The following is a 26,088-nucleotide window of genomic DNA, read 5'->3' as shown; positions in this document are numbered from 1 at the left end:
TTGTTAATCCCAAGAGGTTAAATAAAGCTTTGATAAGAAATTTTGGTAATATTTAATGAAATACAGAAGTTAATTATCCTGTCTTTTATTCATTTTCAGCTCTCTTTCTACCTCATCTATTTCCGGTAAAGGATGATCGTAGCTTTCTTCAATGTATTTCATAACTTGTTCTTCTGTTTTCTCATTTACTTTCCTGATGAAAAGGTGGTTGGTAGCTTTCAGAAAAAGAATAAGCTCATCTGATGTCTGTTTCTTACCGAATATCGGTTTTTCGATGAGGGCTCTTTTATCGTCATTTACAATAAGATCGTTAAAAGAAGTATTCATAAGAACAGTCTGGAAAAATGATTCTGCAGGGAGAAACGTATGGAGGTAGTAATCCTCAAAATTCATCACTCTTTTATTATTGGCAAGAAAAGCGCAGGTATCTCTGGTAAAAATAACCCATTTCCCACCAATGTAAGGCGTAACTCCCTTCATAAATTCTCTCTTGTAGATAATTGACGAGATCTTATAAGACAGCTCCGTAAAATGATTCTGTATTCTCTTAAGGGTATCCGGACGGTAAAACTTCTGGTCATAATAGAAAAGATAATTTCTTCCGTTGTTCTCTGTAAGGAATTTTCTGATGATGTTCTGTGATTTCAAAGGGTAATCTTCACCGCTCAGATTAACAAAATAATCCCATTCCTGGCTGACATTAAGCAGGAATTCCATAGCATCAAGTTCAGCCTGAATCATACTGAATCCTCCGGAAACAATGTTGATGCTTTCCAGAATATAGACGTTGGGAAACCTGATGAGATACCTCTGAATCTCATCGGTAAACTCCTCTTTAGCTTTCCGGTCTACATGGATAAGGTAAAACTGATCTCTTGTATAGATCTTCTGAAACATCGCTTTGAATACTTCCGGCTTATGATGAACCATAATGAAGTAGGCAATTCTTACATGCTGGTATGAGTGTGATTCTAAAGTTTGGGTCTGGGGGCTGGTTGTAGGAACAGAGGTCTGCATAAGTACGGATTTAAAAATCATCCGCTTGATGGCAAACAATTCAGTTAACGTGCGAAATCTACAAATAATTTTTTGATAATCAATCATTTAAATCAACCAATATTCAATTTCTTTATTGTAGCTTTGCAAAGCATTTATAAAAACAGGCCACTGCCTTTTGCTATTCTGTAATAGTTTAAAATCTTCATTTTTCTCTTTCAGTTTTGCTTTTTCAGCTGCCAATTAAAATTTATTTTTTAATAATTTTTAATACTGCTTCCTTGGTTTTCAGGTTAAAAGCAGTTATAAAGCTCAGAACGGGACAGATTTAAAATTCCGCTCCCTGAGAATGAGAACGATATGATATTGCAAAACTCAGCAAATATATTCCAACTGAATGTATTGTTAAAGTTAATGCAAGTAAAATAATAATTAAAGAAATGCTTATCAGAACTGATATTCATTATTTTAATGCAAGACAACAATTCAGATCTTAACCGGTCTGGCCACTCAGAACCGGATGTTCCGGTAGAATATGATGAGTTTTAAAAGTTTAAATTTAATCAATCCCATAGTCCGGGCTATTACAGAAGCCGGATATTCCAAACCTACGGAGCTACAGTACATGGCTGTTTCACATATTTTAGCAGGAAGGGATATTGTAGGACACGCCCAAACCGGTACAGGAAAAACGGCGGCATTTGCTATGCCTATTCTCCAGCTGTTAAAAAGAAATACATCGGACCATAAAGAAATACGAATTTTAATATTAACCCCAACACGGGAATTGGTTTTACAACTCGAAGAACATTTTAAAATCTACAGCAAATATTTACCATTGTCACAACTTTCCATCTTTGATGGTGTATTATCAGGAAGCCAGCTGGCAGCTCTGAGAAAAAGAGTGGACATTCTTATTGCCACCCCTGAAAGACTACTGGACCTGGTAAGTCAGAGACATATTGACTTCTCTAAAATAGAAATACTGGTTCTGGATGAAGCGGACAGAATGCTTGATATGGGATTTTCAGACGACGTAAAAAAAATATTAAAGCTGATCTCACCCAAAAGACAAACCCTGTTTTTTTCCGCAACTATGCCATTGAGCGTCCGGAGATTTGCAGATACCATGCTGAACAACCCAATAGAAATAATATAAACGGATTTTTTCTGGAAAATTCAGAAAACTTCCAATAATCAATACAATAATTTTTTAATACCCATTACAATGCAAGAAGGCACCGTAAAATTTTTCAATGAAGCAAAAGGCTTCGGATTTATTTCTCCAGCAGACGGAGGAAAAGATATTTTTGTACACTCTTCAGGATTAGACACAAGATCGATCCGTGAAAACGATAAAGTAGTTTTCGAAGTACAAAAAAGCGATAAAGGTTTAAATGCAGTTAACGTAAAGTTAGCATAATTTGAATATACCGTTAAGCGGACATTCACTGATCAGTAGCAATACTCTTTATTCAGTGTCCGTTACAACCTCTTGCTTAATGTAAGAGGTTTTTTGTTTGAATAAATCTGTATCTTCAGCTAAAAGAATCCCTGAATTCCAGCGGAGAAACAGACATTTTGTTCTTAAATAAGCGGTGAAAAGACTGAGGATGCTCAAAGCCGAGTTGATAAGCAATCTCAGAAACCGACATTGAGGTCGTAGATAACAATTCCTTCGCTTTTTCAATCAGCCTGTTCTGTATATACTGCTGTGTGGTCTGGCCGGTTTGAATTCTAAGCATATCACTCAGATAATTGGAGCTCATGCCAAGTTCGCCCGCCACAAACTGAACGGTGGGAATTCCGTTAATAATTAACTGATCACTTTTAAAATAATAATCAAGTAAGTTCTCAAGCTTAGCAAGGAGATTGTTGTTCACTTTTTTCCTGGTCAGGAACTGCCTGCTGTAAAATCGGTCGCAATACTTTAGCAAGAGATCAATATTGGACACCAGAAGATCCTGGGTAAAGGCATCCATATTAGCCTCCATTTCCTTTCTGATATTGTCAATAATATCCATCACAGACTTTTCTTCTCTCTCAGAAAGATGAAGTGCTTCATTGCTGGAATACGAAAAAAAACCATAATTCCTGATCTCACCGGCTAAAGCATATCCCTGTAATAAATCAGGATGTATGGCCAATACACTCCCTTTTACTTCGGAAAGCAATATATCTTCAAACTGCATGATCTGTTGTGGTGCCGTGAAATACATGATTCCCTCATCAAAATCATAATACTGCTGTCCGTACTTGAATTTTCCTGCACAGTCTTTTTTAAGGGCTACCACATAAAAATCGGTTATTATAGCATTTAACAGAGTCGCCGGATCTACAGAGATTTCTGTAAAGTCGAACACACTGATCAAAGGATTTGAAGGCTTTTTCAGCTGCAGATACCGATGAAGATGGCTAATGGAAGATATTTTTTCCGGTGATTTCATGAGCTTTTAATTATTTGAGGAATAGGAAGTTATTAATGCCGGAATGAACAACTATAAACAGGTTTCATCCTCCCAAGTTCCATCCCTAAAATTACTATTTTTTCTGTTCTTCTTTTATCTGTTCTATCCCCTGTTGGTATGAAGTTATTTTAAAATCCGGGAAACGTGTTCTGAATTTTGAGTCATCAAATATATTATCATTCCCATATCTAGGAAGCAGCTCCTGCAGCTCTTTTGCCTGCTTATTAAAAAGGGCACCTATCTTAAACACAAACTTTGGAATGACAGTATATTTTAATTCCCTTCCATAGATCTGTGATGCCAAGGCTATAAACTGCTTATAGGTAAGCTTATTGCTGTCTACCGGGAGATGCCAGGTCTGTCCAAATGCGTCCGGCGTATTTCCAATCAGGGCCGTTGCTCTGCTGGCATCCGGTGTCCAGATCAGGCTTCTTACCGTATCATCTCTTAAAGGAACTTTCAGTTTTTTATGAGCCTTGATATTATTAAAGATCATGGTATTGGTAATGCTTTGTGTCTTTCCGGGGCCATAAAATTCGGGAGCACGGCAAATGACAGCTTCTATTTGCCCGGTTTTCATTTCTTTCAAAAGCATTTCAGCCATCTGTTGTCTCACTTTTCCTTTTTTTCCGACGGGTGCAAATGGCGTTTGCTCTGTGAGAATCCTGCCGTCCTGGGGATACATATAGGTATTATCAAAAAACACCAATTTTGTTCCGTTGATCTTACAGGCATCGATTACATTGTTCAGTATCACTGAAAATTGTTTCTCCCATAAATCTGTATTCATTGGCATTCCTAAAGTAAAATAAGCAATTTCGCTTCCTTTTACCGCTTCGATTGCTTCTTCCCGTTTTGAAAGATCTGCCGGGAACACAGTGTCCGTATCATTTACTTTCACAGGATTTCTGCTCACAATTCTGATATCTGATGTGTACTTTTGTTTCAGTGCTCTGGCTAATTCTTCGCCAATCTGTCCATTGGCTCCTAATATGGTTTGCATAATTTTTTATTTATTTCCGGTTATTACAGAAGATTTTACTATGACAAAGTTCCGGAATTCTCTCAATGAAACAGTATCCTAATGTAGCGAAGTTGTAACAAAATCTCTGCTTAAAGGTATATAAAAGCTTATTTTTTCACCCTGCAAAACATGATATATTCCCCGAAAACATCCTAAAGTCTGACATCTGTCCCTCAAAAACGACTATATCCTGCTATATTTGCCTGAAAAAATAATTCGACAATTTATCATCATGAATTTATTATACGTTAACTGGGATGTAAGTCCCGAAATCTTCAATATTTCCGGCTTTCCTTTAAAATATTACGGTATATTGTTTCTTACCGGTCTTGTTTTATGCTATACCATCTTAAAAAACATCTATAAAAAAGAAAACCTGAGCACCCAGGCTCATGAAGCCCTTTTTTCTTATGCATTCATCGGAATTTTAGTTGGGGCAAGATTAGGTCACTGCCTGTTTTATGATTTTGATTATTACGCTCAGCATCCGGTCGAGATTTTTCTTCCGATTCAAAAAGGGGCCGACGGGGCTTATCACTTTTCAGGATACGCAGGGCTGGCAAGCCATGGCGGAGGAATCGGGCTGATAATCATGCTTTTGATCTATGCCAAAAAATTTTCCATTAAATTTATGACCGTTCTGGACATCATCGCTATTGCAACTCCTTTAGCCGGAGCCTTTATCAGGCTGGGCAATCTGATGAATTCCGAAATTATAGGAACTCCTTCCAATGCGCCATGGGCCTTTATTTTCAAACAGATCGACAACATTCCAAGACATCCTGCTCAGCTGTATGAAGCCATCTGCTATCTGATCATTTTTTTGCTGGTATACTCTGTTTACAAGAAAAATATCTTCAAGGTGGGCAAAGGATTTTACTTTGGAATCACTACCCTGCTGATCTTTATTGTACGGTTTTTTGTTGAATTTATAAAAGTGGACCAGGTGGATTTTGAAAAAGGAATGAGCCTGAATATGGGACAAATTCTAAGTATTCCTTTTCTGTTTCTGGGACTGTTTTTTATGATTAAAAGCATCCGGGACAGCAGGAATGTAAAAGTTTCATAATTATAAAAATATTTTTAAACCTCCGAGATTAACAATTCCGGAGGTTTTTTATTAAGGATCAAATAGAAGAGTGGCCAAAAAACAATCATACTTATTGTATATAAAAGGCCTGAAAACATATATAGAGAATGGCGGCGGAACATTTCCAACAGTCATAGGATTTCTTACAGCAAAAAATAAGTTAAAACTAAAAACTTCATTTTTTTGATACTTACATAAAGGATATATCCCATTACATACCAGCCGTATACACTCTTCAATTGCCCTGAAATTCGGCATCCGCACAAAAAAAATCCAAAATTTGTGACTTTTAGGCATAGCATTTGCTACTTTACGAATCGTATTATACACCACTTCATTTTTATAATATATTATTTTCCACAATCCTCAGGCAACTGAGGATTTTTTTATTAAGTTCAGCCGCTGAAACTCTACTCTCTGCTTTGAACAATAAAATACATTTTTGATAATCAATGATTTAAAATAGGTTTATTCAGTTTATTATCGTATATTTGTATATTAATTAATAGGCCGCTGCCTTTGCCCTCTGTAATAGTATAGACATTCTTTCTTTTCAGTTCCCGCTTTTTCAGACGCCTCATTTTTTAAAAATCACTTCTTTTACTGATGAACGGCCAAAACAGAACTGCTTTCGACGTTTCGTTTCACAAGGAAGATCAGACGGATGACTGCAACTTACAAGTATTTGGCAGATCAATAACCAATAACTACAATATAAAATTTAATACTACAATAATTTATGGCAGACTCTTTTTCTAAAAAAGAAAATTTCAAGAAAAAAATTCAAAAACAAAAAGAAAAAGCGCTGAGACGCGAAGATCGTAAGACGAACAACAACAAAGGGGCAGAAGATGTTTTCATGTATGTAGATGAATTCGGAAGACTTACCTCTACACCTCCTGAAAACAGAGAAAGACAGGAAGTAAATATCGATGATATCCAGCTTGGTGCCGCTCCGATTGTTGAGGAAGACATCAGAAAGACAGGAATCATTACTTTCCACAGTGAGAAAGGCTACGGCTTTATTACTGAGGACAGCAGTAAAGAAAATGTTTTCTTTCACAACAACAGCTGTGCACACCCTGTAAAAAAAGGCAACAAAGTATCTTTTGAGAAAGAAAAATCTCCAAAAGGCTTCTCCGCTGTTAATATCCAATTAATCAAATAATCAACAGATCTGCTGGAGAACAGCAGAATTTGTAAGACAATAAAAAGCCACCTTTTCAGGTGGCTTTTATCGTAAGAACCAATTCACAATAATGGGTATAATTTATTTTTTATTGAACATTTCCTTCAGCACGGCATACCGGTAATCAAAGATATGCTTCAGCTTCTTTTTAACAAAAACCGGATGGGCTATTTCACCCAAAAATCCCATAGGAAGCTCATAATCTACAGTATCTTTCATTAACACCCCATTTTCATTCGGGATGAATTCATGATGGTGATGCCAAAGTTTATAAGGCCCTTTTTTCTGAAAGTCTATAAAACTCTTTTGAAAATCTACTTTAATAATTTCCGTCTGCCACTTCATTTTGATTCCGAATAGCGGCGAAATGTAATAGTCGATCAACATTCCTTCATAAATTTCGTCATTCTCCATTGTGGTCAGTACAATGAAGTTCATGTCTTTCGGGGTAATTTCTGAAAGGTTATTGGCGGAAGAAAAGAACTTCCAGACTGTTGCCATATCACAGTTTAGCTGCTGTTCCCGAAAAAGTCTGTGCTTCATAATTTTCTTAATATATTTACAAATAGATCCACATGAGTATGGGTTTGCCAGAACTTTTTATCATAGGGTCAATCTCTCTCATTGCGTTGTTGGAAACAGTGGGACAGCCCCATCCCTCAGGCGAACCTTTTGGAAATACTTCATCATCGCTCATCATATCCCAGGAATGAAAAACGATAAATCTTTTTAAGGCATTGCTGTTTGTTTCTTCCAGGCCGTGCATCAGGTATTTTACGTTGATTCCCCATTCGCTGTAGCCCCTTTCCTGCAGCTTATATTTTCCTAATGATGAAAGATGGCTTCCATCTTCATTACTGAACTTCGGATTGTCTTTTGAACCATCTAAACTCCACGCATTTGAACCGCATCCGTGACCTACAAGATATTTTTTTATCACTGATTTCTTTTGAAAATCCCAGATAAACATTCTTTTCACTCCTGAATGAAGACTCATATCGATCAGAATACAGAAATCCGTACTGAGCTTTTTTGAAGTACAGAATTGGAGAGCTTCTTCGGCTTTTGCTGTTATTTCAGAAAGATCAGCCTCTGGTTTTTTTTCTATCTGAATATCAGGGCTTGCTGAAGTCTGATGATTTCCTTTACCAGATTGATCACTGCATGAAAGCAGACAACAACATGTAAGAATTACCGCAAAAAACTTCATTGAAATTATTTATAATGTCTGAAGATACCGAAATCGGAAGCCGTCCAAAGAGCTGCCTTCTGCCCTGCAGCTTTCAGCGCATCATTTGTCCAGGTATTGCAGGTATTCAGGAAGCTGTATTTTCCTTTGGCGTCATAAAATGCATCATTTACATCATACACTGCATCGGTGGGAATCAAGATAAAATTTCCGTTCTGATCCCTGTCGAATTTATCCTCTACAAATTTTACCAACCTCTTGTACTGATCTTTGCTGACCATAATCTTCTTGCAGTCTTCCCCTTCTTTCATAGCTGTATAATACGTGCAGTGCATCGCTGAATCGCTGAGCCAAAACGCCGCTTTAAAAGCTGTGGAAAATTTCAGGTCAGCCCAGGTTGGGGTATCCAGGTAAAATCCTTTATCGCCCCAGCCTATTCCTATATAATTGTAATCTGTTCTTTTTGACTTTGTATTGGAAAACGGGACTTTTGCTCCCCAATCCTGAAGATCATTCTTTACAGGCATTACCACATCCGTATGCACGCCGTTGGTGTAAATATAGATAGGAATATCTTTCGGCTGCCCATCATTTTCCGCAGAAACTTCTATAAGAGGTAGCAGAAGCGCCATAATGACGTACAGAGCAACGATTCCCAAAATAATCCCCAGTGTTTTCAGGAGGTATATTATTACAATTTTCACAGTCATGTTTAATAAAATTTAATCTTCAATTTTCCGTAAAAGTATTTGTTTTAATCGAAAAAATGATTAAATTTAGTTACGAAATATTCACAAATATGCGTAAAAATACAAAATCACAAAAAAGATTTAAAATAAGAGTAAAAACAGCTCCAAAAAGAGTACAAAAAAAACGTTGATTTTCTGTGGGACATTTGTCTCCTGAAAGTCAATTTTTCTTTTTAGGAAAAGTTTTCTGCGGACTCATATTGAATTAAATCTTATCCTCCTTAAGACCTACAGCTTAAGGGATGGACGGCTACCCTCTGAGTTTTGGAACCTTACCATTCCAGATAAGGATTCGTCACCCAAAATTTATCCTACTGCTTTCTGCAGAACGTTCCAAAAACTCGATATTCCTCTTCAGACCTGCAAATTTGGTTCTTTTTACGGGAGATTTTCTGAAGATCTCGGAAAATATTTCCTGGGTAATTTCTTTCCACTCTCCTTTTTTGAAGTTTTTCAATGCATCATTCGGAGTAAACCTGTTCTGGAGATTGGGGGAAGAAAACCGGTTCCAGGGACATACATCCTGACAGATATCGCATCCGAACATCCAGTCTTCCATTTTGTTTTTAAAATGATCAGGGATTTCGTTTTTAAGTTCTATGGTTGCATAGGAAATGCACCGGCTTCCGTCAATGATCTTTTCCGAAACAATAGCGTCTGTAGGACAGGCATCGATACACTTCCTGCAGGTCCCGCAGTGGTCTGTGGTGGCATGGTCGGGGATCAGTTCAAGATCACAGATAATTTCTGCCAAAAAATAGAAAGAGCCGTTTTGCTTGGTGATCAGATTGGCATTTTTCCCTACCCATCCTATCCCTGACTTTCTGGCCCAGCTTCTTTCCAAAACAGGCGCAGAATCAACAAAAACACGGAATCCGAACTCGCCTATTTCCTGCTGAAGCTCCGAAACCATTTCTCTGAGAATTTCTTTTACAACCTCATGATAATCTTCCGCATAAGCATATTTTGAAATTTTATAATTTTCCAGGTCAGAGATTTTTTCTTTTGGAAAGTAATTGTAGGATAGTGAAATAACGGATTTTGAGCCTTCTACAAGCAATCTGGGATCCAATCTTTTATCAAAATGGTTTTCCATGTATTTCATTTCACCATGGAAATTATTTTTAAGCCATTTTTCAAGGTTAGGAGCATCCTCTTCTAAAAATTCCGCTTTCGATATACCACAGCTCTGAAACCCAAACTTTTCTGCTTTGGACTTGATGAGTCGGGAATATTTTTCGGTACCGGCATTGAGGATTTCCATTCTGCAAAATTAAGATTAATTTACCAATCTGAAGATTTCAGATGAAAGGTGGACCAGACTGAACTTTTAAGGTTTTTTTGTGAAAAATTTAAGTCTTGATAAAGAGTTTTTTAAGCAAAAAATTACGTATTTTCGTTATTATTTTTAATCTAAATTAAATATTATGTCTTTAATAGAAGTTATACAGTCAGGAAATTATAAATTAATTGATGTTCGCGAGCCTATGGAGCTTGAAATGGACGGAAATATAGACGGGGCTCAAAATATTCCTTTAGGTGAGGTAGAGGACAGAAAAGAAGAAATTTTATCTGTTGAAAAACCTGTGATCCTATTCTGCAGAAGTGGAAATAGAAGCGGAAAAGCATTGGAGTATCTTAACAGCCAGGGCTTGAAGGACGGTTACAACGGCGGAGGCTGGGCTGAACTGAAAGCAGTATTGGAAGCAAATCAAGGAACTTTTTAAGTTCCTTTTTTTATACACCATTCCATGATGGATCTGCAGGCTAAATTTACGGAGCTTTGTCTTCACTATACGAAAGACCGGAATCTTATTGAAGGTTTGTGGCTGGAAATTGAAAAGAAATATTCCGGAAAGGGACGGCATTATCATAATCTTTTCCATCTGGAAAGTATGTTTTTGGAGCTGGAAAGTGCAGAACGTTATATTAAAGATTATCATACTGTTTCATTTTCCGTTTTTTACCACGATGTCATTTATGATGCCACTTCAAAGTCCAATGAAGAAAAAAGTGCCTCCTATGCCGTTGAGCGGCTTCAGAAAATTGGGTTAAATCCTGATATGATTTCAAAGATTGAAGCCCAGATACTGGCAACAAAATCTCATCATAAATCTGATGATATGGATACGAACTATCTTCTGGACGCAGATCTTTCTATCCTTGGAAAGGATTTTGATATCTATTCCGATTACACCCGGAAGATCAGGAAAGAGTATTCGATATATCCTGATATTCTTTACAAGCCGGGAAGGAAAAAGGTGCTGAAACATTTTCTGGAACTGGAAAGTATTTTTAAAACAGAGCATTTCAGGGACAGGTACGAACAGCAGGCAAGAGAAAATTTAGCTGCGGAACTTAAGCTTTTATAATGACGAAAAAGGAGATGCAGCAGAGCCACATCTCCAGAATGGAACCATTCATTCAAACACAACTTATCCATGAATTAAAACAAAGGGAGGAAATCTTGAAAATTTCCTGATAGAGGGATTCTTTTTCATCAAATGTATTTTTATAATCTCCTGCATCATTGTTTGATAAGTCAAAAATAGAAAATAAAATATCACATAAATGTGATTTTATTTGTGTGTTATATGTAATTTTTCTAAGTGATTTACAGTTCCGGAAAACTGAATTTTGAAATCAAAAAAGGTTCATATTTTTGAAAAAACAGATTTAAAATTTTATTAGAAAAGTAAATTTTTGATTTTCATATTTTTGTCAAAACTTGTACACGGTTAATATATAAACAGCCTGAAAAATAAAGCTCTGGGTTTAAAAAATGTGTATTTCCCTATTGAATTGAAGAATTGTGTGTACAAATTGTATAAATAAACTAAGTACGGTTTATGATAATGCATAAAAAAAGCACCTTATTGAAATAAAGATGCTTCTGTTACTGCTGATTTTGTTTCCGGACAGCTATATTTTTTCCAAAAACCCGGATACTTTAGTGAGAACCAACTCCAGAGCTTCTTTATGCGGCGTATGTCCTATTCCGGGAATGATATATTTCTCTGCCATACCACCAACCTGGGAAACTGTTTTATCAGCCTGATCCAGTGTACCGTATTCGTCGGCCTCTCCCTGAATAAATAATAACGGGCAGTGAATATCTTTTAACAGGTATTCAATATTCCAGCTTCTATAGTCTTCACGGGTCCAGGTTTCCGTCCAGGCCCTAAAAAGTGTTTCCACTTTGTCACCATGATATTTGGCAAGACGTTCGGCAAGGTTGGTTGTTTTGTAAGCATTCATGGCATCATAAATTCCTTTCAAGGTAAGGTCTTCTACAAAGATATGCCCTGCTTCACAGATGACGGCTTTTATTTTTTCCGGATATTTTGCAGCTGTAATAAGGGAAATAGTCCCTCCGTCGCTGTGCCCAAATAAGATGGCATTATCAATATTAAGTTTAACCAGCAAATCATTCAGCAAATCGGCTTCAAGTTCCATATAATTGACCGGTCTTTTGTAGGTAGCCATGGGTCCGGATTTTCCATAGCCTGATCTGTCATATATTAAAACATTACAGTTTACCATTTCGGACAGTTTTAACGGAAAATCCCTCCAAAGCTGCGTACAGCCTAAGGAATCGTGAAGAAAAATAATAACCGGTTTATTTTTGAATTTATGGGTGCAGGCTGTATAAATTTTCTGATCCCTTACTTCAATAAGTCTTTCTTCCATCTGTTCAGATTCTATAAAGACGGTACTTTGGCTTCTTCAAATTCTTTCAGCAGATTCCTGAAAACGGCCTCTACGGGTAATATATCATTGATCAAGGCAGAAACCTGCCCTATTTCCAGCTCGCCATCTTCCATATCTCCTTCAAACATTCCGCGTTTGGCTCTTGCCCTTCCCAGTGAGGCAATCAAGGCTTCTTTGTTTCTTCCTGACTGGTAAATGTCTTCCAGTTCATTGAAAAACTTGTTTTTTACCATCCTTACTGGCGCCAGCTCTTTTAAAGTAAGATGGGTATCGCCTTCGTTCAGTTCTGTGATTTTCTTTTTCCAGTTTTCGTGGGCACTTGCCTCAATAGTAGCAGCGAAACGGGAACCGATCTGCACCCCATCTGCACCCAGGATCATGGCAGCTTTGATCTGAGAACCCAGCGCAATTCCTCCGGCAGCGATCAGTGGCTTGGAAATATGCTTTTTCACATTCGGGATCAGGCAAAAAGTAGTGGTCTCATCTCTCCCGTTGTGTCCTCCTGCTTCAAAACCTTCAGCTACAACAGCATCTACTCCGGCTTCTTCACATTTTACCGCAAATTTGGTAGAGGAAACTACGTGGGCTACTTTTATTCCTTCTTTCTGCAGGGTTTCCGTATAGGTTTTAGGATTTCCGGCAGATGTAAAAACGATCTTTACTCCTTCCTCAAGTATAATCTGAATAATTTCCTCAAGGTTAGGATATAGCATGGGTACATTCACACCAAAGGGCTTATCTGTAGCCTGCTTGCATTTCTGAATATTTTCTCTTAGGATATCGGGATACATGCTTCCTGCACCGATCAGTCCCAGTCCGCCACAATTGGAAACCGCCGAAGCCAGCTTCCATCCTGAATGCCAGATCATTCCGGCCTGGATAATAGGATACTGTATGTTAAAAAGCTCTGTAATTTTATTTTGCCCTGTCTGCATTTCATGAAGTTTTTTTGCTGAGTTAAAATCTATAAAATTGCTCATGCGTAAAAATACTAAAAACAGCTGTTTTTAATGAATAAAAAATGTGAAAATCGTTTTAAATAAAGGATTACTAAGTTTTAAATATATCCAAAGTATCATCAATGAGAGGACTTATTTTTAAAAAATCCCAAGACAAATTAATTATATCCTCTTGAATAGTTTCAATATTTAAATTGATCCAGCCTTGCATTAAAATCAACGGACCAAAATTCACACTTACATTTTCCCACTCATCCTTATATTCAATAAATTGAGTTCTGAATTTTTCAGCGAAATTTCTGCTTGAAATTTTATAGCCTTTCAATTCACGGAGCTTTAAAGCATGAATATTATAATATAGTTTTCCTTCTTTAATGGTTTTATCATTTACCCAAACCGAAAAAAATATTCTGCTTTTTGAGTTTAATTGAGAGTCGAAATCATTTGACCATTCAGGTTTATAAATTTTCAATGCAACGGATTCTAAAACTTCTTCGACAGATAATTTCAGACCCAGATGATCAAATTGTTTGAAGAAAATATCCTCTACTGCTTCCTCAAAATTTCTCCTGTAAAATTTATAATCCATTCTTTATTGTTTTTACCAAAAGTAAGAAGTTTCTTCAATTTTAGATATAAAAAAACCCTCAGAAATTCTGAAGGTTTAGTATTTATTTTTTGATGGATTCTTTTTTCCAGTTGGCTTTGAACTTACAGTTATCGTAACGTCCGTCAATGGATATAAAGGTGGTTGGGAGTTTGGAGTTAACAAACTTCTCAATCATTTCATTACGCTTTTTATTGAGCGCCATCTGCTTGATCCTGTTATAATCTGTTTCCAGAGTGATCTGGTGGGCTGGAATAACGTCTTCCACCTTAATCATCTTCACAACTTTTCTTTTGTTATCTTCATCTTCGAACGGTGCAGTAATATCTCCTTTGTTCAGACCTGCCAATTCGTAAGTAATAGTCCCGGGAATGCTTTCTCTCTCAATTTTGTCCGAACCGTCTGCTCCGGAAATAATTCCGGCATTGAATTTCGTTTTCTTATCATCCGAAAATTTATAGGCAGCATCCTTAAATGTTATTTTCCCGGCAATAATAAGACCTTTGATACTGTCTAACTTTGCTTTTGCCGTTTTTATTTCATCATCCGTAGGGGTAGCTTTCAATAAAATATGTCTCGCATCATATACTTTCCCTGATTTTTTGATCAGCTGGATAATATGATATCCGAATTCCGATTCAACAGGATCTGAAATTTCGTTTTCCTGAAGGTTCAGAGCAGCTGCTTCAAACGGTTTTACCATCTGTCCTTTGAAAATATTTTTGTAAAGTCCGCCATTGGCAGCAGATCCTTCATCTTCGGAATAGATTCTTGCCTGGCTTTCGAAGGTTTCTCCAGCTGCAATATCTGCCTTGATTTTCTTTAATCTGTTGATAAGATCTTCTTTGTGGGCTTCTGTCAGCTTAGGATACACCATGATCTGTGCTAAAGATATTTCATCCTTTACCTCAGGAAGCTGCATTTTATAAAGGTTGTAGAAGTCTGTAACCTCATTGGGCGTTACATCTGCCTTTTCAGTGATACGCTGATATTTCGCCTGACCGTAATATTGGTCAACATCTATCTTTTCGATAGCGTTTTTCATTTCATACCCGTTTCTGAATTTATAGGCAGCAAGCATCGTTTTTTCATCCGGAAACTGCGAAAGTAACTGACGGTATTTTGCATTGGCCTGTTCTTTAATGGCAGCCGAACGGTTATCAATTAATGTATCTTTTTTGGCTTCGTAAACAAGAAGCTTATTGCTGATCAGGTTTTCAAGGAAGTCACATTTATCTGTTTCAGAGGCTCCCTGTTGTTTGGCATAGTTCATCTGCTCATTCACATCCGATTCCAAAACAATTTCATCCCCGATAACAGCAGCAATACCATCCACTAATTCTCCCGGTTTTAGCTGAGCATTCATGTTTGAAGAGAATATCATCATGAAAATCCCAAGAAGAAAAGTGATTTTTAGTTTATTTGTCATTTTACTATTTTAAACAAGTTGCAAATTTAGAATTCTTAACGAATTTGTCTAAATTTTTTATTATAAATATTTCTTAAAAAGACTTATTTATTGCAGTTCAACATCGAATGTTGTTAATTCTTTGAATTGTCTCAATCTGCTGAATACATCAGATTCATTTACTTCCTCAATTCTTTCTGTTCCGAATTTCTCAACAGTAAAGGAAGCCATCGCTGAACCTACGATCAGTGCAGACTTCATAGTTTCAAAATCAAACTTGCCTTTTTTAGCAAGATAAGCCGCAAAACCTCCTGCGAAAGTATCTCCTGCTCCGGTAGGATCGAAAACTTCTTCCAGAGGAAGTGCCGGGATTGCAAATACTTTATTGTCGTGGAAAAGTAAAGCACCATGCTCTCCTTTTTTAATGATTACATAGTCAGGACCCATGGTATGAATCTTTTTAGCTGCTTTTACCAGAGAATATTCTCCTGAAAGCTGTCTCGCCTCTTCATCATTGATGGTAATAACGTCTGTTTTGGCAATCATATCCATCAGAATATCCCAGGCTGAGTCCATCCAGAAGTTCATGGTATCAAGGATAACCAGCTTAGGACGGTTATTCATTTTTTCCAATACGGACAGCTGAACACCCGGGTGCAGGTTTCCAAGAAGAAGGATTTCCGCATCCTGCATAGAATCCGGAATCTTAGGGTCGAAATTCTCTAAAACATTCACTTCTGTAGCCAAAGTATCTCTGGTATTCAGATCATTATGGTATTTTCCAGACCAGAAGAATGTTTTTCCTTCTTTTACGATCTCAATTCCTTCAATATTTATGTCTCTGTCTGTGAACATATCAAGGTGCTCCTGTGGAAAATCTCCTCCAACAACGGAAACAATACCAGATTTAACGCCTAAAATAGAAGAAGTAATACCAATGTAAGTGGCTGCACCTCCTAAAATTTTATCCGTTTTACCAAATGGTGTTTCGATTGCATCAAATGCAACGCTTCCTACAACTAAAAGTTTCATATATTTTTCAATGTATTTTAAAAGTCAATTATTTTTTCCATTCAAAAGTGTCCAGCAGGTGTTTCATATCATTTTTGATATAGTTCACTGCCGGGGCCAGAGAGTCGGGTTTTGGCCTTGTGTTAAAGTATAAATAAGCAGTCACAAAATGTTTTGTGCTGTCTGTAATGTAAAACTGAAGATTGGAAGCACTCTGCCCTTTCAGTTCATAGAAGTTTCCGTACACTTTTTTGTCCGGATATTCGAATGATTTGGTATCGATGGAGCTTGCTTTAATCGTATGCTCATAGACCATTTTCTCAGCTTCTTTGATGTGGTCTGCAAAGTCATTCTGTATTGGGTAATAGGTCACAAAAACCTTGGCTTTCATTTTCGGGTAATTGATATAATACCAGCACGGCTTTTTAGCATCGGAAATAGATGCAAAATCTGAATATTCAAAAGTATAGGCACAGTTATTCTCAAACTTCTGGTATTTCGGTTCCGGATACTCGAGACGGAGTTCTCCATAAGGTTTCGGAACATGATCTTTTCCGCACGAAATTAAAAGCAGTGATACAAAAATAAAAATGACGTTTTTTATCATTTTGCAAAAGTACAAATTAGATTTCAGATTTTGGGAGACAAATTTCAGTCTTTCAGCGAGTTTTGGATATAGTTTTCCAGCGGCTTGGGAAAGGATTTTTCATGGGATGCTTCAAAGTCGGTAATGATATACTGATTTTCGGATGTAAATTTGTTCCAAACCGCTTCTGAATCAACCTCAACACTTGAAATTTCAATCGTCAGATTTTTATGGGTGAGTTTATGGGTGATTGTTTTGACACCTTTGATAAACGGTTCAAGCTCTGCGGAAATAGCGGTAGGAAACTCAAATAATTTCTTCCAGATGAAGTCATCTTTTCTCTGTCTGATCAGGAACTTCCCGTTTCTGTGTACAAAATAATACTTTAGCGACAGGTCCGATGCTTTAACCTTTTTGGTTTTTACAGGATAATCTGATGTTTTTTCCAGGGAAAATGCAAGACAGTCGTTATTTATGGGACATTCACTGCAAAGAGGATTTTTAGGTTTACAGATCTCGGAGCCAAGATCCATCATTGCCTGATTAAAATCGCCTACATTTTCAGGCATAATCAATCCCGCCAGCTGTGAGAAATAGGAAAAAGCCCTGGAATTGGAAATATCAAAATCATCAGCAAAAATACGGCTTAACACTCTGTAAAAATTACCATCTACAGCCGGCATTCTGCCACCGAAACAAATGCTCGAAACCGCAGCTGCAGTATACTTCCCTACTCCTTTTAATTTTAAAATCTCATCATAGTCTGCCGGGAAAACACCATGACAATCGTTCATGATCTGTTGAGAGGCTTTATGGATATTGATCGCTCTGGAATAGTACCCAAGTCCTTTCCAGTAAAGCAAAACTTCATTTTCTTCTGCTTCAGCCAGAGTTTTTACATCCGGAAACCGGTTAATAAAATTGTTGTAATGGCTGAGTCCCTGGCTGATTCTTGTCTGCTGAAAAACGATTTCGCAGATCCATATTTTGTAAGGGTCTTTGGTCTGTCTGAAAGGTAAATCCCTGGCATTTTTCCCGTACCAGTTCAGGAGCTTGTTTCCGATATGGAGAAATTCTGAACTTTTATTATCTTTTTCCAAAAAAGTATTGTCTGTTTAAATTATTGTGGAATTTAAGTGAGCTTTTTAGATGCTTCGACTATGCTCAGCATGACAGTTCTGATACTAACTGCTTTATACAGTATGATTGAAAATTGTCATGCTGAGCGGAGTCTAAGCAGATTTTTGTAACTTGTATTATAAAAGTTGGTAAAGCTTCAAATTCCCGTCCTGCAAAGATAAAACTATTTATCCTTTTTGACCGAATACACGGGAGCTGCTTTCAGCCACTGATATTTGAGATTTCTTTCCGGTGCGATAAAGCGGAAACCTTCCAGTTTTTTCAGGTAAAGGTAAATTGAATCGTTTTTAAGTTTTAGCCTTTGATCTGAAAGGAACATAAAAGGATAGTCTGCAACGGAATCTCTTATTGTTTTTAATACTTTTCCGGATCTCACTTTGTAAAGAAAGAAGTTTTTCCCTCTTCCTTTCGAGCTGTCGGCAAGTTTCACCTCAGAACTTGCGATAACCAGCTCGCTGCCGTCAAAGCATTCTTCTTCATTCATGATGTAAGCTGTTCCCTGCTGACGCTCGTCTTTAAAAAGATCCACGGCATAATGATCCGGCGCCTGATATTTTTTTTCACATCCCGATAATACCATCAGAATGAACAGAGGCAAAAAGCCTGTTAAACTTTTTTTGATCACATTAATTTTCATATGAATTGGCAGTAAAAAACCGATGTAAAAATGCATCGGTTTTTCTATTTAAATTGGGTTTGTTATTATTCCTGAGTGTATTGTGCATCCCATTCGTTGCCATCATCTCCTTTGTGTCCGTCTAACTTGATCACGAAACTTTTTGTAGGGAAATAAGGGGTCATACGGATATCAAGCCATACTCTGTCTTTATTGACTCTGTCCTGCTCGAAACGAACAATCTTGAACTTTTCAATCAGTTTATCCGGTCCTTTGATATTGTCGAGGAATGTTACGATCTGTCTTCTCAAATCGTCTTCATTCTTGGCATTCCAGTTTTCGAAAGCTCTTCTGTTCAGGAAGTCCAGTAACACTTTAGTCACATAGTCGAATACACGAACTACAGAATAGGTCTGAAGACCGATATTATCTCCTGTGAACAATGTTTTGGCAGAGAATGCCATGATCTTCCCATATTCGTTAACCATCGGAACAAGGCCCATTTTTTCCAGCTGAGAAATTTCGCTTTTCTTCAGTTCAAATTTTACAGCATCTACTTCGTTGATGTTACCATGTTTTTTACCTGCAGCTACCTGAGACATTAATGTTTTGTGGATTTTTCCGGCTAATGAAGTGGAAGGTGGAAGCTCTACGTTTTCCTCTTCTCCTACTTCTTCTGCTCTTCCTCTTCCTACCAGCCAGTTACACGTCATAATAACGTTACTTCTGTGAAGCTCGCCTCCGGTAAGGTTGGCAGAGTGGAATAAATCTACTACGTCATCCGGCTTGTCAAGGTTGGCAAAGTCGGTCACCATCATTACTTTGTTCTCGTTACAGATTTTTGCCCATTTTTCAATGACTTTATTTGAGCCTAAATAACCTGGTATGGCCAGGATAGAATAGTTATCTCTAAGATCCAGACGGTCGTAATAGTTTTTGAATTCTTCTGAAATAGCATCGATGAACAAAGGATTATCAAGATCTGAAACCTGTTCAAGGCTTGCATTAACGATGCTTACGTTATCCACTTTATCCAGTTCTGTATTTTTGTAGAATTGGGCTACCGTTCTGTAGTTGGTTTCCAACAAACGCACCGCGTCGAGTGTATTTTTTAAATTGGTCTTTAAATTCTGGTCTGCGGCCTGTGCTTTGGCCTTGCAGGTATCTGCCATTTTATCTGCAGATTCGTTTCCTTCCAAAAGGCTTACCCAAAGGTTTATTTTTTGAAGAAGCTCTTTTCTTTCGTCTGCTTTATTATGGTCGTTCAGGAAAATTTCTTTCCTGGCTTTTCTCGTTGGGTTCATATTGGCGATACCGTCTACAACGGATTCAACAAAGCCAAAACCTCCTATTTTATTAAGCTCTGCAAGCGGGTTGCCCTTCGGCTGCCCTGAATGTTGCTGCTGACCCTGCTGCTGGCTTTCTTGTGCCTGTAATTTGCTATCCATGATTTGATTTAGTGTAAATAATTATTTTTCAAGTTCTTGTGCCACATCTTTCAGTACTTCGATGAATGCAGCTCTGGTCTGTTCATTCTCAAGCATATTACGCAGAATCTTATTAGTTTTCAGCTGGCGCACAATCTTGTTGTACTGCTCCTGTTCCATGCTAAGCTGCTGTAAATAGTCTGATTTCTGAGTAAGATTTTTAGGTGTGAAGTCTGCAAGGTTCTGAAAACGGAATTCCTCTTCCACTATACTTCCTTCTTCCGTTTCGTGCTGTACAGCTACGGATGGTTGAAAATGTCTGAAGACGTCGTCCACTGTTTTTAGTCCTGTTACAATTTCAGGAACATAAGATTCCTCTGTTGTAAGCTGGCTTACTATCAGCGATTTGTTTTCCTGTATTTCCTGAATCGCTTCATTAGCGTCTACTTTTACCTCGTTGCCGCCAACACCATAATTAAACATTGCCATATTATTGTTATTTTGAGATTTCTGATTTTGGTTCGGATCTGTCTTTGAGTAATTTACCGATGAATCGAATAAATTACCAATCCAATGTTTAAATTTAAAAAAAAACTGTAACATACAAAATTTTGTAAAGATTTTTCTTGAAATATTTAATTTAGCCTAATTTATATATAACGTAAAATCATGACTTTACGATATCACTAAACTATGAAAAATAAATAAAACAGGCTATCGGAATATAAAATAAAATCTTTATATGCTTTGCATTTTATAAAAAGCATCAGACTCATGTTAAAAATAAGAATTCCCCCGATGCGAGGAAAAATATTCTTTATATTTAAACAAAGTAAACAGAGTCATGAAAGATGTAAATATCGCGTTTAGAAAGCCAATATATCCTGTTTCCGAAGCATTAAATCAATATCTGGAAAAACATAACAGGACGACCAAGATCCAGTTTTTATATGAGGACCTGCTGAGATTCAGCGACAGTGTAAATATTCTGGATAAGGACGGCAAGGATACTTTATGGCTTGGTGTGTTGTATTCTGAACATGAATTTACAGAAATAGAGGCTAATTTAAATAAGATTTACACCCTTCTTCATTCCGACGGGGATAAGGCTACTCTACCTTATCTGAAAGTGGATACGATTGATTTTTGCACCTTCGGAAACTCTAAACCTTTCCGGATCCGGGTGAGAAACATTCTGAACGACAATCATACTAATTTTTACATTAAACAAGCCGATGCTTCCCGCATATATGGACTGGAAATTGAAGACCTGCTTTCTCCCAACCGTATAAATTTTCTAATTTATAAAAACACCCTGATAGAAGAGCATATCTTAGGAATTCCCGGAGATGTTTTTATCCAGAATCATTTACAGAATTGTACAGAATTGGAAAAAGCACAGATTTCCAAGGAATTTGTAAAGTTCAATGAACGTTGCCTTATTGGGCTACTGGGTGATATGCGCTCCTACAATTATGTTATTATTCCTATTCACGATTTCGATCAGGTTATTTATAAAATTCGTCCTATCGATTTTGATCAGCAAAGCTATGAAGGGAATCTGAAAGTTTATCTTCCCCAGTATTTCAAGGAAAACAGCGTGATGGTTAATATGGTACTGGAAAAACTGAAACCTAATTCTATAGAGCAATATCGTAAGGAAGTACGTTCACAAATTGTAAAAAGAGTGACCAGCAGCAAAAGCAGATTCAACGAGCTTATTTCTATTATGAAAAAAGAAGATATTGCACCGGAAGCCAATGTTACCGAGCTGAAAACAGCTTTACAAAAGCTTACCTACGATGTCAACTTCAAGTATTGCAAAACAATGGGAGACATTATTGAGACCGGAATAAATTTTGTAATCCGGAATTACAGGAAAGCCTATTAAAAAGAGAATCCATCCCACATTTAATGGGGATGGATTCTTTCTTTTCTAACAATTTTCGGTTGTTCTACCAGATTTTTATTCTGTCCTGAGGAGCTTTGTACATTTTGTCTCCAGGTTTTATATCAAATGCTTTGTTGAATGCATCCTGATTCACCAGAGGACCAAATGCCCTGAATTCTCCCGGAGAATGCGGATCTGTTTTCACCTGGTTGATCATATACTGGTCTGTAGATTTTGTTCTCCACACTGTTGCCCAGCTCATAAAGAATCTCTGATCCTGAGTAAATCCACTGATTTTTCCAGGGTTTCCTTTGTCTTTCAGATACATCTGAAGGGCATCATAAGCTACTGCTACTCCACCAAGGTCACCAATGTTTTCACCGCTTGTAAATTTACCGTTCACAAAGCTTCCTTTTACCGGTTCGTAAGCACTGTACTGGGCAGCAAGCTGACCTACTTTCGCATCAAAGTTCTTACGGTCTTCATCCGTCCACCAGTTGTTAAGGTTTCCGTCACCGTCAAAACGTGAACCGCTGTCATCAAATCCGTGAGAAATCTCGTGGCCTATTACCGCTCCGATTCCCCCGAAGTTGACCGCTGCATCAGCTTTAGGATTGTAGAAAGGTGGCTGAAGAATAGCTGCTGGGAAAACGATTTCGTTGTTTGATCCGCTGTAGTAAGCGTTTACAGTTTGAGGAGACATTCCCCATTCTGTTTTGTCCACCGGTTTTCCTACTTTGTCAAGGCTTCTCTGGTACTGCCATGCCGATACATTCTGAAGGTTAGAATATAATGTAGCCCCCTGTTTCGGAGATTCTACTTTTAGCTGGGAATAATCTTTCCATTTGTCCGGATAAGCGATCTTTACCGTAAATTTAGAAAGTTTTTCCTGAGCTTTTACCTTTGTGGCAGGAGACATCCAGTCGATATCATTGATATGCTGCTTGAACGATCTTAAAAGGTAATCGATATAGGTTTCCATCTGGGCTTTTGCTTCAGGAGTGAAATATTTTTCAACATATAATTTCCCGAAAGCTTCGCCAAGAACTCCGTTGACAAGAGAAAGACCTCTTTTATCCATCGGACGCTGCTCTTTCTGGCCCTGAAGGTATTTTGAATAGAAATCGAATCTGATCTGTTCCAGCTTATCATCAAGATTGCTGGCGTTCCCGTTAATCAGGTGATATTTCAGGTAGTCTTTTAGCAGCGGAAGATTGTTCTGTGTCAAAAATTGGTCCATGTTCTGGTAATATTTCAGTTCACCAATGATCACTTTATCTGTATTGACTCCCGCATCCGACAGGTATTTTGCCAGATTGATATTTTTAACAACTCCTGATAATTCAGATACATTTTTCGGGTTATATCTTAAATTGGCGTCTCTGTTCTGCTCTAATGTCAATAGATAATTGGCCAGCTGTTTTTCAAAATCAACCACATTTTTTGCGGCGGCCTCAGAATTTTTATACCCTAAAACACCAAATAGCTTGCCTACATAGGTTTGGTATTCCGCCAAAGTTTTGGTATTGGCTTCATTTACTTTTTGATAATAATCTCTTCCCAATCCCAGGTCCGGGCCGCCAAGATATACGGCATTCATTTTGGAATTCTTCATGTCTGCTCCTACTCTCCATCCGTAGAATGAGTTATCGCCTAATTTTGTGGCTTCAAGAAGATACTTTTGAAGATCATTAAGGTTTTTAATGGCATCAATTTTTGCCAGATCTCCTTTAATCGGAGAAAGTCCTTCAGCATTTCTTTTATTTACATCCATGAAAGATGCATACAGATTCTGAATTTTCTGTCCTTCTGATCCTTCGGGATAGCTTTCTGATAAAATTTTGTTCAGGATATCCAGGGAAGCATCATCCACATTTTCTCTCAAAGCATTGAAAGAACCCCAACTCGCTTTATCTGAAGGGATCTGAGTGGTTTTTACCCAATTTCCGTTCACATAGCTAAAAAAGTCATCCTGCGGGCGAACGCTCTTATCCATATAAGATAAATTGATTCCTTCTTCTTTCACTTCTTCTTTTTTTACTGGTTCTGTAACGGCAACTGTAGTTTCAGTTTTAGTTTCTGTACCGGCAGTCTTAGCCGTTCCGCATGAATTTAAAAATACAATACCTGAAAGGGCAAGTACTCCAATATTTAGCTTTTTCATTAAAGATAATTTTTGATTTAACACAAACTTACCAAATATACAAACTTTAATGATAAGTGATTAATGATAATTGATAAATGATGAAAGGTTGGTGGTTTGGGAGGGGTTTCTAGTTTAGGGTTCCGGGTTTGTAAGTTTAAGGTGTGTGCAATAATAAAAGTGTTTAAACAACTCAGGATAACCAGGGTATTTAAAATAATTCTGTATTGCTATCCTGAGTTGTATTTTATTAAATTAAGCGTATTTCGCCGGTAATACCTATGATATTTTCACTTTCATAACCTGTTCTTTTTACATCAATCGTACCATCAGGATTTACTACAGATTCTAAAACTCCGGAAGCAGCAATTCCGGAAGTTGTAAATTCATAAAATGAATTCCCCACAAAGAAACCTCTGAATGTTTTTGTTCCGGAAGTAGTTTCAATTTTTATATTTACATACACAAGTTGTGTCCAGGTGTTTTTAATTTTAGTTTTAAGGTGCACAAGATTGGATATTGTAGAATCAGCTTCAAAACCTGAAGGTCCATCATAACCACGGGTATATTGACCTGAATAATTTCCGGGAATCAACCCTTTCGCATTTTGAATGTTGGCTAAGTAGGTAGGGAATTTTGCTTTCCAATTAATATTAAAATTAGCCCCGAAGTCATCGGTAAGAAGATCATTGATAGAACCGCTTTGAATAGGGTTGAAACTCATTTCCATACCATATCCGTAATCATTTTCTGTGCTTACAAATAATTGTCCATAGTTTGTAATACCAACCATATTATTGGTGGAAAGAAGATGAATATTATTTAATGGCAGTCCTGTATATTTTATGAGTCTGCGTGAAGGATCATTTACAAAATTAAGATAGTTATTATCTAATGTAAAGCTATCAATGTAGCTATTAAATTCAAAAGCTAAATCAAAATTTTCTATATAGGAATTAACGACTGAGCAATCATTGATTTCAGAATTAAACTGCATTCCTGTAGTAACTCCTTCTACAGAAACAGCATCAAAATGACAAGCTCTTAAGGGGCCATCAAACTTGTAGCCAACTAACGAGTTTGCCGCCACTAATGCACGAAAAACGTTTAAATTCATCTCCCCAGAAAAGATAAATCTTTCTCCCAATCTGGCATTATTCTCATGACTTGTCCTCAAATCATTAAATACTGTATAATAATTATTGACTGACTTTAATAAAGTTGAAAATTTAAATGAAGAGATATTAGATATTTCACAACCCTGATGCCAGTCTTTAAAGACAAGCGCAGGAGAAGTAATATTATTTAAACTGGTTGAAAGTGAAAAATTTCCAAATTTAATTCCTAATGAATATTTATAATCAGGATCAGTTCCTATTGCACTTACTAAATTTCCATTAGCATCGTAGTATCCCGATTCAAAAACTGTTGTATCTGTATGCAGTAAGAATATAGATTCATTAAAATCATATGTTTTAGAAAACATCCCGAAATCATGATTCTGCGGAATATATATTTTCTTTGAAATAACATAAGTTCCTTTTCCGGCTGTTACCGATAATTTATACTTATCTGCCGAAATGATAGCCTGCTGAATTGCATCTGAGCAATCTGTAACACCATCAGGTAGTGCTCCAAACCATCTGATATCTACCCTGCTGTCTTCCAAAACTCTCCTGTAATAAACATTCCCTACCTTTTTGTAAAGAATATTATCACAATCCGCATCCGTGATATTAGTATTGTTATAGGTTTTATCTGTTTCTATAAAGGTTATCCATTCACCCACGTAAGGGTCATTAAGTTCAATTGTGTTCATTTTTTGTGAAATTTGATGTTAATAAAAAGAAATACTACACTTGCAAGATTTATTTCTAAACCAAA

27 protein-coding genes are annotated in these 26,088 nt (G+C 37.1%); 7 read left to right on the top strand and 20 right to left on the bottom strand.

Features of this window, described 5'->3' with window-relative positions:
* Positions 1-69: 69 nt before the first annotated feature.
* Positions 70-1,017 (bottom strand): beta-1,6-N-acetylglucosaminyltransferase, encoded by a 948-nt coding sequence (locus ACM40_RS13535; protein WP_048503760.1) that lies wholly within the window; start codon positions 1,015-1,017, stop codon positions 70-72.
* 87 nt (positions 1,018-1,104) lie between these two features.
* On the bottom strand, positions 1,105-1,239 hold the full coding sequence (locus ACM40_RS20850; RefSeq protein ID WP_262483721.1) for a hypothetical protein: 135 nt from the start codon (positions 1,237-1,239) through the stop codon (positions 1,105-1,107).
* Between the two features lie 292 nt (positions 1,240-1,531).
* Between ACM40_RS20850 and ACM40_RS13530 the strand changes: the two genes are divergently transcribed.
* Together ACM40_RS13530 and ACM40_RS13525 are read left to right on the top strand one after the other, a co-directional pair.
* Positions 1,532-2,155: a DEAD/DEAH box helicase gene (locus ACM40_RS13530; protein WP_185097196.1), complete on the top strand. Its 624-nt coding sequence runs from the start codon at positions 1,532-1,534 to the stop codon at positions 2,153-2,155.
* Positions 2,156-2,224: 69 nt separating this feature from the next.
* The gene (locus ACM40_RS13525; protein WP_034741125.1) at positions 2,225-2,419 is read left to right on the top strand and encodes a cold-shock protein; all 195 of its coding nucleotides are present in this window, start codon (positions 2,225-2,227) and stop codon (positions 2,417-2,419) included.
* Between the two features lie 115 nt (positions 2,420-2,534).
* Here the strand turns inward: ACM40_RS13525 and ACM40_RS13520 are convergent, their stop codons facing one another.
* Both ACM40_RS13520 and ACM40_RS13515 read right to left on the bottom strand, forming a co-directional pair.
* A complete protein-coding gene (locus tag ACM40_RS13520; RefSeq protein ID WP_048503296.1) occupies positions 2,535-3,443 on the bottom strand; it encodes a helix-turn-helix domain-containing protein in 909 nt (302 codons plus the stop codon).
* A 94-nt stretch (positions 3,444-3,537) separates the two neighbouring features.
* Positions 3,538-4,467, bottom strand: coding sequence for an NAD-dependent epimerase/dehydratase family protein (locus tag ACM40_RS13515; RefSeq protein ID WP_048503295.1), 930 nt, complete (start codon positions 4,465-4,467; stop codon positions 3,538-3,540).
* A gap of 253 nt (positions 4,468-4,720) precedes the next feature.
* Here ACM40_RS13515 and lgt point away from each other — a divergent pair, with 253 nt between their 5' ends.
* Both lgt and ACM40_RS13505 read left to right on the top strand, forming a co-directional pair.
* Positions 4,721-5,557 (top strand): prolipoprotein diacylglyceryl transferase, encoded by an 837-nt coding sequence (gene lgt / locus ACM40_RS13510; protein WP_048503294.1) that lies wholly within the window; start codon positions 4,721-4,723, stop codon positions 5,555-5,557.
* A gap of 760 nt (positions 5,558-6,317) precedes the next feature.
* Positions 6,318-6,746: a cold-shock protein gene (locus ACM40_RS13505; RefSeq protein WP_048503293.1), complete on the top strand. Its 429-nt coding sequence runs from the start codon at positions 6,318-6,320 to the stop codon at positions 6,744-6,746.
* A gap of 102 nt (positions 6,747-6,848) precedes the next feature.
* On the opposite strand, the gene ACM40_RS13500 is transcribed toward ACM40_RS13505, so the two are convergent.
* The 4 genes from ACM40_RS13500 to queG form a co-directional block, all read right to left on the bottom strand.
* Positions 6,849-7,310, bottom strand: a complete 462-nt coding sequence (locus ACM40_RS13500) for an SRPBCC family protein (RefSeq protein ID WP_048503292.1) — start codon at positions 7,308-7,310, stop codon at positions 6,849-6,851.
* Positions 7,311-7,326: 16 nt separating this feature from the next.
* Positions 7,327-7,977, bottom strand: coding sequence for a murein L,D-transpeptidase catalytic domain-containing protein (locus ACM40_RS13495; protein WP_048503291.1), 651 nt, complete (start codon positions 7,975-7,977; stop codon positions 7,327-7,329).
* Positions 7,978-7,982: 5 nt separating this feature from the next.
* Entirely contained in the window at positions 7,983-8,666 is a 684-nt protein-coding gene (locus tag ACM40_RS13490) for a TIGR02117 family protein (RefSeq protein ID WP_083996857.1), read from the bottom strand.
* A 334-nt stretch (positions 8,667-9,000) separates the two neighbouring features.
* On the bottom strand, positions 9,001-9,969 hold the full coding sequence (queG, locus tag ACM40_RS13485; RefSeq protein ID WP_048503290.1) for a tRNA epoxyqueuosine(34) reductase QueG: 969 nt from the start codon (positions 9,967-9,969) through the stop codon (positions 9,001-9,003).
* 163 nt (positions 9,970-10,132) lie between these two features.
* Between queG and ACM40_RS13480 the strand changes: the two genes are divergently transcribed.
* On the top strand, positions 10,133-10,432 hold the full coding sequence (locus ACM40_RS13480; RefSeq protein WP_048503289.1) for a rhodanese-like domain-containing protein: 300 nt from the start codon (positions 10,133-10,135) through the stop codon (positions 10,430-10,432).
* 24 nt (positions 10,433-10,456) lie between these two features.
* The gene (locus ACM40_RS13475) at positions 10,457-11,077 is read left to right on the top strand and encodes a hypothetical protein (protein WP_228376183.1); all 621 of its coding nucleotides are present in this window, start codon (positions 10,457-10,459) and stop codon (positions 11,075-11,077) included.
* A gap of 550 nt (positions 11,078-11,627) precedes the next feature.
* On the opposite strand, the gene ACM40_RS13470 is transcribed toward ACM40_RS13475, so the two are convergent.
* The 10 genes from ACM40_RS13470 to ACM40_RS13425 form a co-directional block, all read right to left on the bottom strand.
* A complete protein-coding gene (locus ACM40_RS13470) occupies positions 11,628-12,395 on the bottom strand; it encodes an alpha/beta fold hydrolase (RefSeq protein ID WP_048503288.1) in 768 nt (255 codons plus the stop codon).
* A gap of 11 nt (positions 12,396-12,406) precedes the next feature.
* Entirely contained in the window at positions 12,407-13,351 is a 945-nt protein-coding gene (locus ACM40_RS13465) for an NAD(P)H-dependent flavin oxidoreductase (RefSeq protein ID WP_048503756.1), read from the bottom strand.
* Positions 13,352-13,466: 115 nt separating this feature from the next.
* The gene (locus ACM40_RS13460) at positions 13,467-13,964 is read right to left on the bottom strand and encodes a hypothetical protein (RefSeq protein ID WP_048503287.1); all 498 of its coding nucleotides are present in this window, start codon (positions 13,962-13,964) and stop codon (positions 13,467-13,469) included.
* Positions 13,965-14,046: 82 nt separating this feature from the next.
* Complete coding sequence (locus tag ACM40_RS13455; protein ID WP_048503286.1) at positions 14,047-15,411, bottom strand: peptidylprolyl isomerase; 1,365 nt, start codon at positions 15,409-15,411, stop codon at positions 14,047-14,049.
* An 87-nt stretch (positions 15,412-15,498) separates the two neighbouring features.
* The gene (locus ACM40_RS13450) at positions 15,499-16,422 is read right to left on the bottom strand and encodes a PfkB family carbohydrate kinase (protein ID WP_048503285.1); all 924 of its coding nucleotides are present in this window, start codon (positions 16,420-16,422) and stop codon (positions 15,499-15,501) included.
* A gap of 28 nt (positions 16,423-16,450) precedes the next feature.
* A complete protein-coding gene (gene gldD / locus ACM40_RS13445) occupies positions 16,451-17,008 on the bottom strand; it encodes a gliding motility lipoprotein GldD (RefSeq protein WP_048503284.1) in 558 nt (185 codons plus the stop codon).
* A 44-nt stretch (positions 17,009-17,052) separates the two neighbouring features.
* A complete protein-coding gene (locus ACM40_RS13440; protein ID WP_048503283.1) occupies positions 17,053-18,087 on the bottom strand; it encodes an A/G-specific adenine glycosylase in 1,035 nt (344 codons plus the stop codon).
* Between the two features lie 203 nt (positions 18,088-18,290).
* On the bottom strand, positions 18,291-18,800 hold the full coding sequence (locus ACM40_RS13435) for a hypothetical protein (protein WP_048503282.1): 510 nt from the start codon (positions 18,798-18,800) through the stop codon (positions 18,291-18,293).
* 29 nt (positions 18,801-18,829) lie between these two features.
* A complete protein-coding gene (locus ACM40_RS13430; protein ID WP_048503281.1) occupies positions 18,830-20,191 on the bottom strand; it encodes a DUF5458 family protein in 1,362 nt (453 codons plus the stop codon).
* Between the two features lie 21 nt (positions 20,192-20,212).
* Positions 20,213-20,659, bottom strand: coding sequence for a type VI secretion system contractile sheath small subunit (locus ACM40_RS13425; RefSeq protein ID WP_048503755.1), 447 nt, complete (start codon positions 20,657-20,659; stop codon positions 20,213-20,215).
* 355 nt (positions 20,660-21,014) lie between these two features.
* Here ACM40_RS13425 and ACM40_RS13420 point away from each other — a divergent pair, with 355 nt between their 5' ends.
* On the top strand, positions 21,015-22,061 hold the full coding sequence (locus ACM40_RS13420; protein WP_048503280.1) for a hypothetical protein: 1,047 nt from the start codon (positions 21,015-21,017) through the stop codon (positions 22,059-22,061).
* Positions 22,062-22,125: 64 nt separating this feature from the next.
* Here ACM40_RS13420 and ACM40_RS13415 read toward each other — a convergent pair whose 3' ends face one another.
* Positions 22,126-24,225 carry a M13 family metallopeptidase gene (locus tag ACM40_RS13415; RefSeq protein ID WP_048503279.1) on the bottom strand — a complete coding sequence of 700 codons (2,100 nt, stop codon included), beginning with the start codon at positions 24,223-24,225 and terminating at the stop codon, positions 22,126-22,128.
* A gap of 229 nt (positions 24,226-24,454) precedes the next feature.
* Positions 24,455-26,023 carry a glycosyl hydrolase family 28-related protein gene (locus ACM40_RS13410; RefSeq protein WP_048503278.1) on the bottom strand — a complete coding sequence of 523 codons (1,569 nt, stop codon included), beginning with the start codon at positions 26,021-26,023 and terminating at the stop codon, positions 24,455-24,457.
* Positions 26,024-26,088 lie beyond the last annotated feature (65 nt).

Origin of the sequence: Chryseobacterium sp. BLS98, from assembly GCF_001045445.1 — a bacterium.
Lineage (GTDB): Bacteria > Bacteroidota > Bacteroidia > Flavobacteriales > Weeksellaceae > Chryseobacterium.
Note: the sequence above shows the minus strand (reverse complement) of the source record. Positions and strands in the feature narration are given on the sequence as shown.

Bases quoted from the DNA above. Each gene is read 5' to 3' on its own strand.
- ACM40_RS13415 (WP_048503279.1), bottom strand. From the start codon at position 24,225: ATGAAAAAGCTAAATATTGGAGTACTTGCCCTTTCAGGTATTGTATTT.
- ACM40_RS13450 (WP_048503285.1), bottom strand. From the start codon at position 16,422: ATGAAACTTTTAGTTGTAGGAAGCGTTGCATTTGATGCAATCGAAACA.
- ACM40_RS13460 (WP_048503287.1), bottom strand. From the start codon at position 13,964: ATGGATTATAAATTTTACAGGAGAAATTTTGAGGAAGCAGTAGAGGAT.
- ACM40_RS13525 (WP_034741125.1), top strand. From the start codon at position 2,225: ATGCAAGAAGGCACCGTAAAATTTTTCAATGAAGCAAAAGGCTTCGGA.
- ACM40_RS13505 (WP_048503293.1), top strand. From the start codon at position 6,318: ATGGCAGACTCTTTTTCTAAAAAAGAAAATTTCAAGAAAAAAATTCAA.
- ACM40_RS13465 (WP_048503756.1), bottom strand. From the start codon at position 13,351: ATGCAGACAGGGCAAAATAAAATTACAGAGCTTTTTAACATACAGTAT.
- ACM40_RS13495 (WP_048503291.1), bottom strand. From the start codon at position 7,977: ATGAAGTTTTTTGCGGTAATTCTTACATGTTGTTGTCTGCTTTCATGC.
- ACM40_RS13530 (WP_185097196.1), top strand. From the start codon at position 1,532: ATGATGAGTTTTAAAAGTTTAAATTTAATCAATCCCATAGTCCGGGCT.
- ACM40_RS13480 (WP_048503289.1), top strand. From the start codon at position 10,133: ATGTCTTTAATAGAAGTTATACAGTCAGGAAATTATAAATTAATTGAT.
- ACM40_RS13470 (WP_048503288.1), bottom strand. From the start codon at position 12,395: ATGGAAGAAAGACTTATTGAAGTAAGGGATCAGAAAATTTATACAGCC.
- ACM40_RS13420 (WP_048503280.1), top strand. From the start codon at position 21,015: ATGAAAGATGTAAATATCGCGTTTAGAAAGCCAATATATCCTGTTTCC.
- queG (WP_048503290.1), bottom strand. From the start codon at position 9,969: ATGGAAATCCTCAATGCCGGTACCGAAAAATATTCCCGACTCATCAAG.
- ACM40_RS13410 (WP_048503278.1), bottom strand. From the start codon at position 26,023: ATGAACACAATTGAACTTAATGACCCTTACGTGGGTGAATGGATAACC.
- ACM40_RS13430 (WP_048503281.1), bottom strand. From the start codon at position 20,191: ATGGATAGCAAATTACAGGCACAAGAAAGCCAGCAGCAGGGTCAGCAG.
- ACM40_RS13490 (WP_083996857.1), bottom strand. From the start codon at position 8,666: ATGACTGTGAAAATTGTAATAATATACCTCCTGAAAACACTGGGGATT.
- lgt (WP_048503294.1), top strand. From the start codon at position 4,721: ATGAATTTATTATACGTTAACTGGGATGTAAGTCCCGAAATCTTCAAT.
- ACM40_RS13475 (WP_228376183.1), top strand. From the start codon at position 10,457: ATGATGGATCTGCAGGCTAAATTTACGGAGCTTTGTCTTCACTATACG.
- ACM40_RS13535 (WP_048503760.1), bottom strand. From the start codon at position 1,017: ATGCAGACCTCTGTTCCTACAACCAGCCCCCAGACCCAAACTTTAGAA.
- ACM40_RS13515 (WP_048503295.1), bottom strand. From the start codon at position 4,467: ATGCAAACCATATTAGGAGCCAATGGACAGATTGGCGAAGAATTAGCC.
- ACM40_RS13520 (WP_048503296.1), bottom strand. From the start codon at position 3,443: ATGAAATCACCGGAAAAAATATCTTCCATTAGCCATCTTCATCGGTAT.
- ACM40_RS13425 (WP_048503755.1), bottom strand. From the start codon at position 20,659: ATGGCAATGTTTAATTATGGTGTTGGCGGCAACGAGGTAAAAGTAGAC.
- ACM40_RS13435 (WP_048503282.1), bottom strand. From the start codon at position 18,800: ATGCATTTTTACATCGGTTTTTTACTGCCAATTCATATGAAAATTAAT.
- ACM40_RS13455 (WP_048503286.1), bottom strand. From the start codon at position 15,411: ATGACAAATAAACTAAAAATCACTTTTCTTCTTGGGATTTTCATGATG.
- ACM40_RS13500 (WP_048503292.1), bottom strand. From the start codon at position 7,310: ATGAAGCACAGACTTTTTCGGGAACAGCAGCTAAACTGTGATATGGCA.
- gldD (WP_048503284.1), bottom strand. From the start codon at position 17,008: ATGATAAAAAACGTCATTTTTATTTTTGTATCACTGCTTTTAATTTCG.